A 16,369-nucleotide genomic window follows, 5' to 3' on the forward strand; every position below is an offset into this window, starting at 1 on the left:
ATGCTATGTTTTCTGGTTGTAGCAGTCTGTCCAGCATAGACTTAAGTAGTTTTAATGCTGAAAATGTTACCTCTATATCTGGTTTATTTTCAAGATGTAATAACCTAAACAGAATAGATTCCCCCAAAAATCTTAATGAAAAAATTGATTTACCACATGAATTTCATTTTGATGACAATAAAGACGGTAAGTTCGATGGTATTGATACTTATATAACCATTTTCCCCAGCAGTGAAAGTCACCGTTATATCAGCAAAGAATACGACCCGTCCGAATATGATGACGTAACTCCAAGGGATTCAGAAACATCCACCATTCTTGCTGGAAAACTTGGCATTAAAGTTATAGATTCTGACAATAAACCTGTCGAAGGCGTATCTGTCGGATATGATGGAATAACCCCTACTGGGCTTGATTCAGCAATTACTCCCATGGCCTTAAATGGCTCTGGACAGGTTCTTTCAGGATTAACAGATAATAATGGTAAAGTCGACCTTGACATAGTTGAAGGATATTCTGCGATTAATGCTACTAAAGATGGATACATACCAATCTTAACTAATTGGGATAATGCGGTTTCCGGAAATGGCAGTGACTATCTTGAAATCAATCTTTTTAAAGAAGATGAAGGGCTTAAGTTAAAGTACGCTAAATATCGTGTAATAACAGATACATTTAGGAAAACATACGATTTAAGATATGAAGATTGCAAATTTAATAAGAATTCAAAAGAAAAATTTACAATTAATTGTAAAGCAGCAAATGAGAGTATTGTAAAAGAATACCGTCTTGTACAGGGTAAGGAAAATCCAAAAGAAATTGCGACATCAACAGATGGAACATTTGCGGATCTACTGCCTTCAGATTTTGAAACCGGAGGTGAAGTAAGTGTAGTAATTGTAGGCAACGATGAAAATGCCAATTCATTTCCGCTTATGCTGGAATTTTATACTTTTGCTGATTCATCTATGGAACTTGATTTTAAAAAAGGGAAATTTACATTTGATATTGATGACAGTGTACCTCTTTTAGGAAAGAACAAGATTTCATTAGGACTACCAAAGGGTCTTCCAGTTAATTTCAAATATTCAGGTGCCGGAGAAAATGAGAAATTGATTGCTACAATCAATCTAGGTGAAAATGTATGGAAAGATGAATCAACTTTGAAAAGAAATACAGAAATATTGAAGAAAGGCAAAATAAAGGAAGTAAAAGAATTCTATAAAAATGTTGTTGATAAACATACCTACGCTTTAACAGGTAATTCTGTAAAAGTAAGCTTCTTTGGTTATATTGAATTCCCTCTTGGTGATAATGTTAAAGGAAATGGCAAACTCTACATGATAATTGAACAGAAAGCTTCATATACATGGGATGCAGCCGTATATTTTATCCCGGTAACTGCAGAGTTTAGTGAAGAATTCAAAATAGAGCATGGTGATTTATTGGATTACACTCTTAATAATGACGGATTACAAGTTACAAATATCAATACATATTTAAATCCATCGCTTACCTTAAAGGTAACTGGTGGAATAGGTAACAGTGCTTTTAAAGAATATGCATATGCAGGCGCTTATGGTAAGGGGACTGGATCAGCAAAAATCAAAAATTATGTAGAACTTGAAGAATTCAAGTTAGAAGGAAGTATAGGGTTTGAATGGAAATTCTTGAAGGCTGAAGGCGAATATGAGGGATTAAAAGGTGAATGGAAAATCTACCCCAAAGAAAACTCTCTTAACTCACCGTTACCATTAAACTCTACAAATTCAGACAGCTTAACACCAATTGACTTCTCAACCCTATCTTCACAGTCTTCATGGATATCGTCACCTATAGCAGAAGACAATGTGTTATATACGCTCCTTGATAATAGTTATAAATATTCAGCTCCTGTATTTGCACAAAATGGTGATAATGCGTATATTGCTTTTCTTAATGCTGATACAAGCGGTAACATTTTTACTCAGGTATCAAGATATAATGGTACTTCTTTTACATCTCCGGTAACTCTTAGTACAGGAACAGATATCCTTGATGATGCGCCTTCCATATGTGTAACAGATGATGGAAAAGTATATGTCGCCTATACACGAGCAACTGATGAATATGAAAATGATATGACATCGCTTTATGACATGGCAAGGACCAGAGAAATAGTTGTGCAGAGACTTGATCCGACTACACTTTCTGTTATATCAGAAAAGGTTTACGATACGGGTAAGTTTATTTATTCACCTTCAATAGCAGCTACAGAAAGTAATGTTGTATTCACATATTCTGCATCTGAAGTAACAGATGATGACAGCGTCCTTAATCCTGAATCTACTGACGTGTATATTGCAGAAATATCGGGAGATAGTTACGGAGCAGCTTCAAAGATCTTATCAGAAACTAATATTGGAATCGCAAAAGCAGGCAGTTATAACGGAGAAGCAGCTGTTGCGTATGCCAAATACCCTGATGAGAGCACTAAACAAATCTGTGTATCTACAGCTTCGGGAAGTAGTGTTTTATCATCCAATACGAACGGATCCGTATCTTATTTGAAGCTCCCCGGAACAAACAGTTATCAGTTTGTCTGGAATGAGGATAGTAATCTCAAAGCAGCTGATGGATCTGCAATAAACTGTCCGGGTATAAGCAATAACTACTCAGCTTCAGAAAATGGGATTTACTATATAACAGCAGGCTCTACAGATGGATACAGTACCGAATTATGGAGAAGCGATTATGATGGTACATCTTATAATTCTCCTGTAAGGGTTTTATCAGATCAGATCTACTTTGAAAATTTCGGAGCAATGACATTATCCGGAGAAGATTATGTCATAGGGTTAAATACAATAGCTGATTTTTCAGGAACATCAATGGAAACCACAAAAGACCTTGTATGGGCAAGAATTTCTGAAAACGTAAGCGACATAACCCTAAGCTCTGTTGACCTTGATAATTCGATCATTTCAGGTAATGTGCCTGTGACGATGGACATAACAAACGCTGGAAACCATACTGTAACTTCAGTAGATATAAAACTGGACGGAAATCTATTAAAAACTGAAAGTGTTTCAATTGCTCCCGGAGCCACTTCTTCTGTGACTGTTGATATTACAAGTCCCGGGCAGGTTGAAACACATGAACTTTCTATAATAGAAACAGGTTGTACAGAAGATCCGCAGTCAATCCTTGATAATACTGAGAGCATCACATTTTGCGAGGCTGATGTCTCTGTAAGTGCACATATGGAATTAAACGGTGACCAAAAAGGTGTGATTATCAGGGCAAGAAACGAAGGCGGCGTACCTGCTTCTGGAACATTAAAATTATTAGATGTTACAGGAAATGAGTATTATTCTGAAAATATCAGCAACCTTGAGAATGGATCATTATTTATATCACAGAGATGGATTCCTGTAGAGGATAATGAGAAGTTCGCCGGCTGCTCAAAGATTGTATTTGTTCCGACAAGCTCTGACAGATATGAATATAATAACAAGGATATTGTAAATACCCTTGTATATGGCGAGGCTCTTAATGAAAATTCCGGAAGTGGTCAGAACCCAGACCAGGATACACCTAGCGGTGGTAATGATTCCGGAAATGATGGCTCAGAAAATAATAACTCCGGAAACAACAATACCGGCACCAACAATTCAGGGAGCAATAATCCTGACAATACCACCCGCGAAAACACTTCCTCAAATGATAACGCACAGGATAATCATTCTTCAGAGAATATATCAGACACGGATAACTCTGCAGCCGAAAAAGACCCATACGCTCCTACTTTTAAACAAAGTAAGTCAGAGCTTAGTGCTACAAAACTTAAGAAAAAGAGTCAGAAGATTACTATTAAAGTTGGAAACAGTAAAGGCAAAATAACATTTAGAAATAAGACCTCTAAAAATCTGAGAAAGTATGTTACTGCTAAAGTTAAAGGCCGTAAAGTTGTCATTACTTTGAAAAAAGGGGCAAAAAAAGGAACATATAAGATTAAAATCAATGTGGCCAAGAAAGGGAAGTATAAAAAAGCCACAAAGACGATTACAATTAAAGTAAAATAATCTATTTACTTGTAATAAAAGGCTTCCACAGGGAGAATTAATAGTATTCTCAATTGTGGAAGTCTTTTCTATGATATTTAAAATATCTTAAAAGTCGCCACTATTCATGTTACAGTTCAGACCATAGCTTGACACACAACCCTAACGATTAAAAATCACATATTAAAAAAGAAACCCGACTATAAAAAGCTGTATGAAAAGCTTCAAAAGAAATGTGAAGCACAGGAAGTACTCATCAAATCTCTCAAAGCAGAAATAAAACAGTTAAAGGCTAAGTAATCACTTCTATGAACAACTATCAGTATGAATTCATTACAATTCTACAGTACCGCGTCAAGAATCTTCAGGCACAGGTTGATGCCTTCAAGAATGGATGCGAGCATTGATTACCTTTGTTAGAGCATGAGCATGCTTCTGTCATTAAGACAGGATTCAGAATCCAGCGTATATGACAGTGTATCGAAGATCTTCGATAGACAAAAGTCCGGTAGATCGACTTGATGAATCAAGTGTAGTCTACCGGACTTCGTATCTCAAGTTAGGGCCTGAACTGTAACTACGAATACGATATTGTAAACATCAAGGAGGTCGCATCCTTCCATGAAGCATAAAACCGGTTATGAATATGGTATAGAGCTTATGTTCTGCCTCTGTATTCGTATAGGTGAGCTGAAAGCGCTCAGATGGAACGATGTGGATTTCAGAAAAAAGACCATCAATATTTCACGCGAAGTTGTACTCAGAAAAGATAGCAATGGTATAAATCGCTCTGTTGAACTTAATCACACTAAAGGTGGTGAACATGGTTCAAGAGTCTTACCATTGTCCGATAGAGCTTTAATCATCCTTAAATGCCTCAGAGAACAACCTAAAGTATATGAACACATTGTTTATACTGCCGAAGGTAATCCACTCAATACAGGACATTTTAATGATCATTTGAAAGCTATCACAGCAAGAGCCGGTGTCCCTTATCTGTCATCACACAAAATCAGATTTTGGAGTGTAACAGAACTTGCAAGAGCAACCGGAGGTGATCTTGAAACCGTCATGTACGCTGCAGGTCATGCAGACAAGAACACTACTCTTCACTACATCAGAGCCGTTCAGGCAGATGCACAGTTGGACGCAATTAGGTCATGTTTTGCATGATATTACGTAAAAGACCACTTGCAGACCACTTTTTTAGAACAAAAAAATACCCTTAAAACCAGATAAATACTGGATTTAAGGGCGAGCTGGCAACGGGAATCGGACCCGTGACCTCCGCACTACCAATGCGACGCACTACCGACTGTGCTATGCCAGCAATCCGTGACTTCGTTAGTCACAACGAATATAATACCAAGCGTCAGGGCGCTTGTCAATCACTGATTTTATATTATGTAAACAATTCTTCGGGTCACTCAGAATACGATTTCAAACATAGTAGAATGGCCGCTTTCAGCCTTGTCCATCAGTCTGATGGTACCGCCATGGGCTTCCACAACTATCCTTGCTATAGAAGAACCAAGCCCCGCTCTCTTTTCGCCGTAAAATGGAGCACTGCCACCGGCATATGGTTCGAAAAGATATTTGGTCGCTTCCTCAGGAATGCCTTCTCCATCATCTCCAATATGGATCACAACCTTATTTGAGCTGGCTGATATATCAGCATATAGCTTGGTTCCACGGGGATTGAGGCTAAGTGCATTTGAAATCAGGTTCTCAAATACACGCTTTATCTGGACTCTGTCAAAGGATTTATACATACTCTCATCCGGCACATCTACATCCATTGAATATCCTATAAGCTCTACCTCTTCCTTTTTCGGCAGAAAATAATTTCTGAAAAATTCAAATATATCATCATTGGATTTATCCAGCCTGAACCCTGCTTCCTCCAGATATGCATAGTCTCCAAGGTCATCTATAAACTCTGAAAGATCGTCTGTATGCAGACCTATGGCTTCAATATATTTTCTTCTATCTTCCTCCGAAGCATTTCGATCCAGCGCAAATTTGGTATAGCCCTTAATAGCTGTAATAGGTATATTCAGATCGTACGAGAGGTAGGTCAGCATCTTCTGGCGCTCATTCTCAAGATGCTCACGAGCCTCTTCCGTATCATGAAGCTTATCAGCCATATCATTAAAAGCATCTACAATCTGTACGAACTCCTTGGGTCCGGAGTAGGAAATAGCCACATCTCTCTTTCCTTCCGTAAGATCACCCATAGAATTCTTAAGCATATCCATAGGACGTTTAACCGACATAATGGTTCTTAGTACGAATATGAAAAGAAGAACCGCAAAGACACTAAGGAAAATAAGTAATCCCGTGGTATATATCTTCTTTTCCTCATCAGCATTTGACGATGTGTAGGAGGTATGTAGCAGCATAACACGCTCTTCGCCGCCGGTCGTCACAAAGGAAAATCTCTGGAGATATGTTCCGTCTGCAATATTTTCCATAGCATAGGCAAGCTCGTTCTCAGACAGATGACTGCGTTCCTCGTCATAATTGCTATATATGATATTTCTGTCCTTATCGAGGATTGCAATGTCGGTGATACCATAAGAGGTTCCGTCCTTCTTACCCTCACCGTTCTTAACAAAGTTGTATTTATGAAGTATATATCCGTTTACGACATCATCCTTATAAATAGTTTCAACATAATAATATGAACTACCGGAAACAGGCGGAATAAATGACAGCTCATCCATCCTGTACTCATTTGCTATTCCGGATTTGCTTATAAAAATCACATTGGCTTTATTATCAAGGACCTCGAAGTAGCCGTCCTTACCTATTACCTTTTCAAGGTTCAGTTTATAGTAGCGCTCATTCTCTAAATCCGTCATCTGGCTGGTAATGATTTTGCTACTGTTTAAAAAATCCACATCATAAATTGCTTTTTGCGTAATATAATTTACGCCGTAAGCAAGCAGCAATATAGCTATTGCAAACAGCACATAATACTTGGAAACAAGGGAATAAATACTGCCCTTTTCCCTTCTCATGCTGTCAAAAAATTTGGCCATTTATCCACACCTCATATATATGAACCCAAATCTATTACATTAGTTCTTTGATAAGATACTGATAAATACTTTGATTCTTCTTTTTCCAATTCTCACAGATGGACTCCGCCATTGATTCTGTCCAAACAGGAATAGACATTTCGATCAGAGAGCTGCCACCTTCATAGGCCGACAGATAAGCGACATATTCATTTTCTCCGGTCTTTTTAAAATGAGCATTTATGGCAGAATCATCACGAATCTTCATGCCATTTTCTTTGAAATACTCGTTTATCTGCGTCCTGATATCAGGATTTATCCTGTTCTCGAAAAAGCCCAGGGTCTCATCTCCTGCATCCGTGATCTTAAGATAGGTCCTGCTACCCTCATTGGACTCGGTTATAAGCCCTGATTCAGCAAGCTCACTGAAAACCTCCTGCAGCGTAAGAAAATTGGTGTATTCATTTTCCAGAATAAAATCATAGATCTGAGCCTTGCTGAGTCTGTCACCGGACTTCTTCAGCATATACAGCACGATCATCTTATATAAAGTAAGATACTGTGAACTCATAAAACTTCCACCGTTTATCTTTTATTTATTTGCAAACCTCTTAACCGCTTCTGAAACTGCCTCGGCGCATCTGGGATCAAAGGCTGCGGGAAGAATATTCTCATCTGAAAGTTCATCATCGGAGATAAGCTCAGCCAGTGCATTAGCTGCCGCAAGCTTCATATCCTCTGTGATCTGAGGAACTCTTGCTTCCAAAGCGCCCTTAAATATACCGGGGAAAACAAGTACATTATTGACCTGGTTAGGGAAATCAGAACGGCCTGTTCCAACAACCCTTGCGCCTGCCTCCTTTGCAAGATCAGGCATAATCTCAGGTGTGGGATTAGCCATTGCAAAAAGGATGGCATCCTTGTTCATGCTTCTTACCATATCCTGGCTCACAATACCGGGTGCTGAAACTCCAACGAAAACATCTGCTCCAACAAGGACATCTGCGAGCTTTCCTGATACATCCTTCTTATTTGTCTGCTCAAGCATCTTCTTCTGCATCCAGTTAAGATTCGGATAGCTGCTGCAGATAATTCCTTCCTTATCGCACATGGTAACATCCGTAAAGCCATATCTTAAAAGAAGCTTTGTGATGGCAATACCGGCACTTCCCGCACCGTTTACTACTACCTTACACTCTTCCTTTTTCTTACCTGTTACCTTAAGTGAATTGATGACACCAGCCAAAACAACTATTGCAGTTCCGTGCTGATCATCATGAAAAACAGGGATATCGAGAGTCTCTTTAAGTCTCTCTTCAATTTCAAAGCATCTGGGAGCAGCGATATCTTCAAGATTGATTCCGCCATAGTTAGGAGCAAGATATGTAACCGCCTTAATTATCTCCTCAGTATCCTGTGTATCAAGACAGATTGGAATAGCATTGACACCTGCGAACTCCTTAAAAAGAACTGCTTTACCTTCCATAACAGGCATACCTGCCGCAGCTCCGATATTACCAAGTCCCAGAACCGCACTGCCATCTGAAATAACAGCTATGGTATTAGCCTTCATGGTGTATTTGTATGCAAGCTCCTTATCCTCAGCAATCTTCTTGCAGGGCTCAGCAACGCCGGGTGTATATGCAAGAGCCAGATCTTCTCTGGACTTTACCTTTGCCTTGGAAGTGATTTCAAGTTTACCGTTCCATTTTTCATGAAGCTCAAGTGCCTTTTCTGCGTTTGTCATAATATACTCCTCCTTAATGAACTCTATTGCATATCGCTATGCTCGATCGAACTAAGTAGTGCACCGGGCCGGAAAATACCTCACCGGATAATTACTTAGAAGTTAACACCTACAATTGATCTTGCAAAGGAAACGTATTCTTCCCTCTGTGGTGTATCCATATATTTGAAAACATTATATGCATACTTATGTCCACCGCCTGCACTACAAAGTCCCATTGCAAGACCGTCATGGGCTATCTCCTCAGCAGCATCAGTCTGCCTTGAAAACATGATCGCATGAATACTTCCGTTAGCTGCAACCTTGCTGTAGGCGTATGCAATTGCTGCTGCCTGCAGGGTATCTCCATGGGTTGAAGTATAACCCACTTCACTCAGTATGATAGATCTGACACCGCCATTATACAGCATTGCTTCACTGTTCATGTAACTTGTCAGAACATTTATGTTTTTCATGGTTATAAAAGAAGTATCTGCGGAATCCGTAACCAGCTTATTGGCATTCCAGAAAGCTGTCTCATAAAGGGGCACGGTATAGGGATGATGAGCAAGTCCCCAGCCTATATCGCCATAGCTTCTAAGAGAAGATGCAAAAGCATCAAGCATATCCCTTCCGTCATAATCGGGATTTCCCTTAAGATTCCTATCCCACTGCTGATCCAGAGATATATAAACATTGGCTCCTGCATTGGTACTCTTTATAGCATTGTAGAATACTCTGAATGCTCTTGTGTAAGCAGCAGTATAGGTCGCAAGATCTGTCTGCTGCATATAATTCCATTCTTTTCTGGCATTGACTTCGTTTCCGAAGATCCACATAGCCACATTTCCATGTCCTGCGCCTGAATATCTGCCTGCAAGGAATGAACCGATGGCGGCAACCGCATTAACACCGCTCTCATCAGTGGCATTGAACATGTAGTAGGGTGCTGTTGAACCGCTTCTTCCGCTTGGATGCGTAACCTCCGGGAAGGTTGAGGGTGATACGTCATTTAAAACAATTGCCGCAACATCTATTCCCTTTGCATTAAGGGTAGTGAAAAGATAATCATACTCCTGAAGAATTCTTCCATTGAAATGATAGGTCACTCCATTATAGGAATAGGATACAGAACCCTCTGCACTTGGCGAAAGAAGTCTGTTAAGCGGAATATTGTAGGTTGCATAATTCACTCCAAGATCCACTGCATCATTAAGTCTTGAAGGATCGATCAAAAGTCCCTTCTTGGAACTCTGCTGCATTCCGCCGTAATTATATGAAGCAACCGCCTCGGGGTTAGTAACATAGCTGGCATGAGAAACAGGTGTAAAAACACCATTCCTCTTAACAGCCACCGTGAATTTTCTATAGAGCCTTGAACCCGGTGCTCCCTTATTAAGGGATGCATCAAGTCTTATTTCCTTATCCTTATAAACCTTGGAAATTGGCTCTGCTTCAGCATTAAAATCATCTTCATAGGTTGCTGCATCAAAAAGATAGTAGTACTTATCATCTGATGTGGGGATTGCTTCGGCAAGGCCCTTTACCTCCACTGCTCCGCTTTCTACTATTGTACAGCTGTCCACCTTAACATACTCAGAGAGCTGATCCGCAGGAACATCCACTGTGGCAGGTCTTGCATCAAGGGCATTTTTAACCTGCTCACCGGACCCTGCTATGGTCTTTATGATATCCGGGTCAAGGTAGCTCTTTTCTTTTTCTGTCTCCTTAACCTCAAAAATCGGTTCCTCTATAACAACCTCTTCAGGCTCTTCCTCTTTATCGAAGGCCCCTGATATTCCTGCTATTGCCATAACCAGTGACATTATCGCCACAAGGCTGCATACAATACTTATTCCTTTAATTTTCTCGGACAATTCCCTGTCCAGTTTCTCAAAAAACTTACCTGGTAAGAGTTTCTTCAAAATCGTGTCCTCTTGCCTTTCTAAAAATATTTATTCTTCTGAATCCTTAGCATTCTCCTTAAGGAATTTCATATGCTCCTTAATCTTAACCTCGTAGCCGTTGCCGGAAGGGCTGTAAAACTCCTTACCGTTGAGCTCATAGGGGAGATACTGCTGTTTCACATAATTATTTGGATAATCATGTGCATATTTATAACCGATTCCATGTCCCAGCTTACCTGCCGACTTGTAGTGAGCATCCTGTAAGTGTGTTGGAATTGGAAGATTTCCTGTGTTTTTAACTGTATCCATAGCCTGAAAAATCGCCTCCACCGCTGCATTACTCTTAGGTGCTGTTGCAATGTAGCTTGCCGCCTGGGATAAGTTAATCTGACATTCAGGCATACCTATCCTCTCTGTTGCAAGAAAGGCTGCCACAGCAACCTGCAGTGCCTGAGGATCGGCATTACCCACATCCTCTGATGCACAGATTACCATTCGCCTTGCTATAAACTTGGGATCCTCTCCCGCATTAAGCATCCTTGCAAGATAGTATACAGCCGCATCGGGATCAGATCCCCTCATGCTTTTTATAAATGCAGAAATTGTATCATAGTGATTGTCGCCGTCCTTGTCATATCTGGCAACTCTCTTCTGAATGCACTCCTCCGCAACCTCTCGGGTTATATGTATCTTGCCATCCTCACTTCTCTCAGTTGTGAGAATACCAAGCTCGATTGCATTAAGTGCATGTCTTGCATCTCCGCCTGCAATATCCGCAAGAAAATCTGCGGCATCAGGCTCAAGCACAGCATTATAAGAGCCCATACCGTTTATACTGTCGGTAACGGCTCTCTCCATAAGTATCCTTATATCATCTTCGGAAAGTGGCTGTAGCTCGAAAATTACTGACCTTGATATAAGCGCCCCATTAACCTCAAAATAAGGGTTCTCTGTGGTTGCTCCAATCAGTATGACCGTACCATCCTCAACAAAAGGCAAGAGGTAATCCTGCTGCCCCTTATTAAATCGATGTATCTCGTCTATGAAAAGAATTGTCTTTCTGCCAAAGCCGCCAAGATTCTGCTTAGCCTTGGCAACCACCTCCTCCATATCCTTTTTCCCGGATACGGTGGCATTTAGCTGCATAAACTCTGCTTTAGTGGTATTTGCTATGACCTTGGCCAGGGTTGTTTTTCCTGTTCCCGGCGGTCCGTACAAAATAATAGAGCTTATCTTATCTGCTTTTATTGCACGATAAAGGAGCTTGTCCTTGCCGATGATATGCTGCTGTCCAACCACTTCATCCAAAGTTTTAGGACGCATTCTGGCAGCAAGGGGAGACTCCTTTTTCATGCTGTTTTCTCTTGCGTACTCAAATAAATCCATAATTATCTCTTAAAACTTAAAACCTGCCCTGCTCTATCTTATTCGCAGGCATCGATTGCGAGCTTGACAGCTCCCATAATACCCTGATCGTCATTAAGACTTGCAGGAACAATATAATTATCGAGATCATCCATCTCTTTAGTAACGATATAGCCGTTTACAAGCTCCTTAAACTTTTTCCTAATAAGCGGGAAAAGCTGCTCCTGGTGCATAACACCGCCGCCAAGAATAATCTTCTGGGGGCTTAAAATAAGAGCATAACTCATAAGGGCTGTAGCGATATATTCGCTCTCGATCTCCCATACCTCTGCCTTATCTGCAAGCTGATCAGCACTTACTCCCCAGCGCGCCTTGATTGAAGGGCCTGCAGCAAGACCTTCTAAGCAGTTATCATGAAAAGGGCAAACGCTCTTACCGGGATCTCCCTCTACGCGAGGAAGTCTGATATGACCAACCTCAGGGTGCAGCATTCCGTGAAGGAGCTTACCATTGGAGATTACTCCGCCGCCTACACCTGTTCCGATTGTAAGATAAATCGCATCACTTACGCCCTTAGCACATCCCCATGTTGCCTCGCCAAGCATGGATCCGTTAACATCCGTATCAAATCCCACAGGAATTCCAAGTGCCTTCTTGGTCTCTTCTACTATATTGTAGCCGGACCAACCCTTTTTAGGTGTGGAAGTAATACTTCCGTAGGTTGCAGAGTCCTTGTTCAAATCTATCGGTCCAAAGCATGCGATACCGATAGCCTTAATACCCTTATCTTTAAAAAAGTCGAAAATCGGAGGCATAGTTTCCTCCGGAGTAGTTGTAGGAATCTTGGTCCTCTCCAAAATCTTACCGTTCTCATCTCCTATAGCACAAACCATCTTTGTTCCGCCTGCTTCAAGAGCTCCATATAACATAGCTTAAAACCTCCCATATACCTATTTGCCTTAGATAATATTCTGTTTAAACCGCAATATAGTAATTATAGCTTAAAAGTTCAAAAGATTAAAATAGAATTTCGCATTAAAAAATATTCAAAAAAAATGACCACCGCTGGTGTGCGGTGGTCAAATATACTATTAATATCTATATCTTAATACCTTATCTCCCTCAATCCTCATCTGAGCTTATTCCGGCTGTACGGATGATGAACTGTACTGAGCAGGGTTCATCTTCATTTGCTCCGGAGAATGATGTGTAGCTCTGTGAAGCTTCATCTACTGCTCTGAGTCTGTCCTTTACAGAAAGGAGATCCTCATCAACTGTGCTTGTAAGCTTCTGGATACCATCCTCATCAAACTCTACCATTCCGTCTGCAAGCTTCTTTGCGCCGTCGTTTAATGTGACTGCGCCATCCTTTAATTCTTTAGCACCATCGTTAAGCTTTCCTGCGCCGTCATCAAGCCCTGTTACGCCATCCTTAAGCTCTGCTACGCCGTCATCAAGCTTAATTGTTCCATCTGAAAGCTCTGTAGCGCCGCCAGCAAGCTTATCTGCACCTTCGGAGAGCTTGGATACGCCACTCTTAAGCTCATCTCCCTTGCTGCTCAGAAGTGCAGCACCTGATGAAAGCTTCTTACTTCCATCCTTAAGAGATTTGATACCCTTATTAAACTTAGCGCCGCCATTATCAAGCTTCTTAAGACCGATATATAAATCATCTGTTCCCTTAGCAAGTGTCTCAGCACCGGTCTTGATATCCTTAAGTCCGCCGGCTCCTACTCCGTTGTAGAGCTGATCAAGCATGGTCTTTGATGTTGAAAGTGAGCTGTAGGCCATGTAAATTGTCATAGCATACTGTGTTGCATTCTGTGCAGGAGTAACAACATTCTGTGAAAGTGCTGTCAGGGCCCGTGTATAGCATGTCTTAGCCTCAGTGGCTTTCTGCTGTGCCTCTGCCTGCTTTGCCTGAGCTGTAGCATAATCTCCTGCGGCATATGCCTGCTTTGCTTCCTCACCAGCTGTATATGCTGCCACCTTAGCTGCTTTTCCCTGAGTTATAAGATTGCCGGCAGTTTCAAGAAGATCACCAAGCTGTGTAACCTGCTCATCGCTTCCGCTTGCTGCCTTTGCCGTAATTACTGCCTGATACATAGCATCCCATTTTGCTTTAGGAATCTTTGTGAGGCTTTCTACCGCTGCCCAGCCGGCATCATTTGCATACTCTACAGTTCCGTCTACTGTTTCCTCTGAAGATGCATCAAGACTTACTGCCTCAGGGCTCTCTACTGATTCCTCTGTGCTCTCGGCAGAAGAATCACTTACCTCTTCGGTATTCTGAGAAGCCTCTTCATTACTTCCATTATCATCTGATGAGCTGTTATCAGCAGCTTCTGTACTAGAACTATTATCCTCTGTGCTCTCAGAACTCTGGGAGCCATTGTCTGGTGCGTTGTTTTCATCTGAAGCAGTGTCAGGCTGTGTGTTCTGCTCATCACTGGCGTTCTTTGCATCCTGGTTATCATTCTGAGAACTGTCCTGACTGTTCTCATCTGATGCATTATCGGAATCGTCTGCTGCATCTGAAGAAGGTGTATCTTCATCATTTATCTCATTCAGAGCCTTTTCAGCATCATTTGCACGAGTCTCTGCTTCTTCTGCTCTGTTCTCTGCCTGATCAGCGCGATTCTCAGCTGCCTGCGCTCTTGCAGCTTCAATATCTGCTTCTATTGCATATACGTCAGCCAGTTGATCTGTAATACTTGATATAAGAGCACTTACATCTGTACCGTTTGAATTGGTAGTAGCCACTGTAGGAGAGGATGCTGATGCAGCCTGAGATGCAACTTCATCTATTACAGCCTTGTATGCGGTATAGAAGGTATTCTCTGCCAAAGTTACTGCTGTAAGATTTGTATTAACAGTGTCAGCTAATGTTCCTATACCCTTGCTAAGCTGATTAGCACCTGATGAAAGCTGTCCTGCGCCATCCTTTGCTGAAGTGATTCCGCCTGTAAGGTCCTTTGAACCTTTAGCAAGAGTCTCAACACCATCTTTAAGGTCTGATGCACCGCTTGCTACTGTGCCAACGCCATCTGTGTAAGCAGTTACACCTGAGCTGAGAGTCTTTGTTCCGTCAGCAAGTGTGCCTGCACCTGATGCCAGAGTACCTGCACCGTCACGAAGCTGTGCTGTGCCATCCTTAAGCTCTGTTGTTCCATCCTTAAGCTTCTTTGTTCCATCCTTAAGATCTGATGTACCGTTTGCAAGCTCTGTTGTACCATCCTGGAATTTGCCTGTGCCGTCTGCAAGCTCGCCTGTTCCGTCGCGAAGCTCTGTAGAAGCATCAGAGAGCTTATCCATATCGTCGTTAAGAGTATCAACCTTATCTGAATTGTAAATCTTATCAAGGCCAAGATCTGATACAACATTTGCGCTTGCCATTGAAATTGTCATAGGAAGTTCAAAATCGTTTACATCGGCTGTGATCTCCACATAATCAGGAATACTTACATCCTCTTCATCGATGTCATTCTCTTTAAGCTTCTCATCATCAATTTTGAGAGATTCCTTAAGGCCCGGCATAGCAACACCAACTACTACGTAATTGTTGGCATCTGATATAACCTTACCGTTTGATACCTTTACGTTAGCGAACTTATCGCTGTCAAGCATTGTTCCGGAAATCATTGTAAAAGGAACATCAATGTTTTCTTCCTGACCATCGATATTTACTTCCTTTTTGAGAGTGTTTGTATAATCAAAACGGATCTTCACACTTCCGCTCTGACCTGCGATCTCATCGGCAGTCATCTCTTTTCCGTTAAGTGTATAGGTAACTTTTACACCGATGGGAACTTCCTCTGTAGGTGTTCCCTGATAGTAAATATCTGAACCCTCTGCGTCCCATGTAACTGTGCCATCGGAATTCTCTGTGTAGGTCTCTTCACCCTTTACATTTACAATATCTTTAAGATTGGTCTTATCTGTAAGTGTCTTACTGCCATCCTTGTTCTTAAGCCAGTTGCTTACAACAACATCATCAACGTTACCACTGGCATCTGTCATTACATATACAGTCTCTTCTTTTCCACTCTCGGCATTTTCGGATGAACCTGTGTAGGCTGTCTTGGTCATTGTATCTACAAGCTCATCTGCCTCTGCGTTTTCTACTGTATCTTCTCCTGTCTCTGCCTGAGTCTCTACAGCAACTGTATCTTCTTTTTTATTAAGGCCGCATCCAGACATTGCCATTGTAGAGCACGCAAGAGCAAATGCTGTGAATACTGATGTGGCTTTGAGTAAATTCTTCTTATACATAACATAACCTCTTTTCTATGATTATCTCTATAA

9 protein-coding genes and 1 tRNA gene are annotated in these 16,369 nt (G+C 41.2%); 2 read left to right on the forward strand and 8 right to left on the reverse strand.

The annotated features are described in order from the left end of the window. Positions 1 to 5 precede the first annotated feature (5 nt). Positions 6 to 4,064 (forward strand): hypothetical protein, encoded by a 4,059-nt coding sequence (locus tag G608_RS0119050; RefSeq protein ID WP_026497315.1) that lies wholly within the window; start codon positions 6 to 8, stop codon positions 4,062 to 4,064. Positions 4,065 to 4,664: 600 nt separating this feature from the next. Next, positions 4,665 to 5,216: a tyrosine-type recombinase/integrase gene (locus G608_RS0119055; protein WP_026497316.1), complete on the forward strand. Its 552-nt coding sequence runs from the start codon at positions 4,665 to 4,667 to the stop codon at positions 5,214 to 5,216. Between the two features lie 84 nt (positions 5,217 to 5,300). Here G608_RS0119055 and G608_RS0119060 read toward each other — a convergent pair. The 8 genes from G608_RS0119060 to G608_RS0119095 all read right to left on the reverse strand — a co-directional run bounded on the left by G608_RS0119060 (position 5,301) and on the right by G608_RS0119095 (position 16,336). After that, positions 5,301 to 5,373, reverse strand: a tRNA-Thr gene (locus G608_RS0119060). Between the two features lie 97 nt (positions 5,374 to 5,470). Continuing rightward, entirely contained in the window at positions 5,471 to 7,087 is a 1,617-nt protein-coding gene (locus tag G608_RS0119065) for a HAMP domain-containing sensor histidine kinase (RefSeq protein ID WP_026497317.1), read from the reverse strand. A 34-nt stretch (positions 7,088 to 7,121) separates the two neighbouring features. Next, positions 7,122 to 7,637 (reverse strand): DUF4364 family protein, encoded by a 516-nt coding sequence (locus G608_RS0119070; protein WP_026497318.1) that lies wholly within the window; start codon positions 7,635 to 7,637, stop codon positions 7,122 to 7,124. Between the two features lie 21 nt (positions 7,638 to 7,658). Further along, on the reverse strand, positions 7,659 to 8,813 hold the full coding sequence (locus tag G608_RS0119075) for an NAD(P)-dependent malic enzyme (RefSeq protein ID WP_026497319.1): 1,155 nt from the start codon (positions 8,811 to 8,813) through the stop codon (positions 7,659 to 7,661). Between the two features lie 95 nt (positions 8,814 to 8,908). Further along, a complete protein-coding gene (locus tag G608_RS21975) occupies positions 8,909 to 10,717 on the reverse strand; it encodes a DUF5722 domain-containing protein (RefSeq protein ID WP_051209569.1) in 1,809 nt (602 codons plus the stop codon). 30 nt (positions 10,718 to 10,747) lie between these two features. Next, a complete protein-coding gene (locus G608_RS0119085; protein WP_026497320.1) occupies positions 10,748 to 12,085 on the reverse strand; it encodes a replication-associated recombination protein A in 1,338 nt (445 codons plus the stop codon). A 38-nt stretch (positions 12,086 to 12,123) separates the two neighbouring features. After that, positions 12,124 to 12,993, reverse strand: coding sequence for an ROK family protein (locus G608_RS0119090; RefSeq protein ID WP_026497321.1), 870 nt, complete (start codon positions 12,991 to 12,993; stop codon positions 12,124 to 12,126). A 193-nt stretch (positions 12,994 to 13,186) separates the two neighbouring features. Then, entirely contained in the window at positions 13,187 to 16,336 is a 3,150-nt protein-coding gene (locus tag G608_RS0119095; RefSeq protein WP_026497322.1) for a hypothetical protein, read from the reverse strand. Positions 16,337 to 16,369 lie beyond the last annotated feature (33 nt).

Source organism: Butyrivibrio sp. WCD3002 (genome assembly GCF_000424265.1).
GTDB lineage: Bacteria > Bacillota > Clostridia > Lachnospirales > Lachnospiraceae > Butyrivibrio.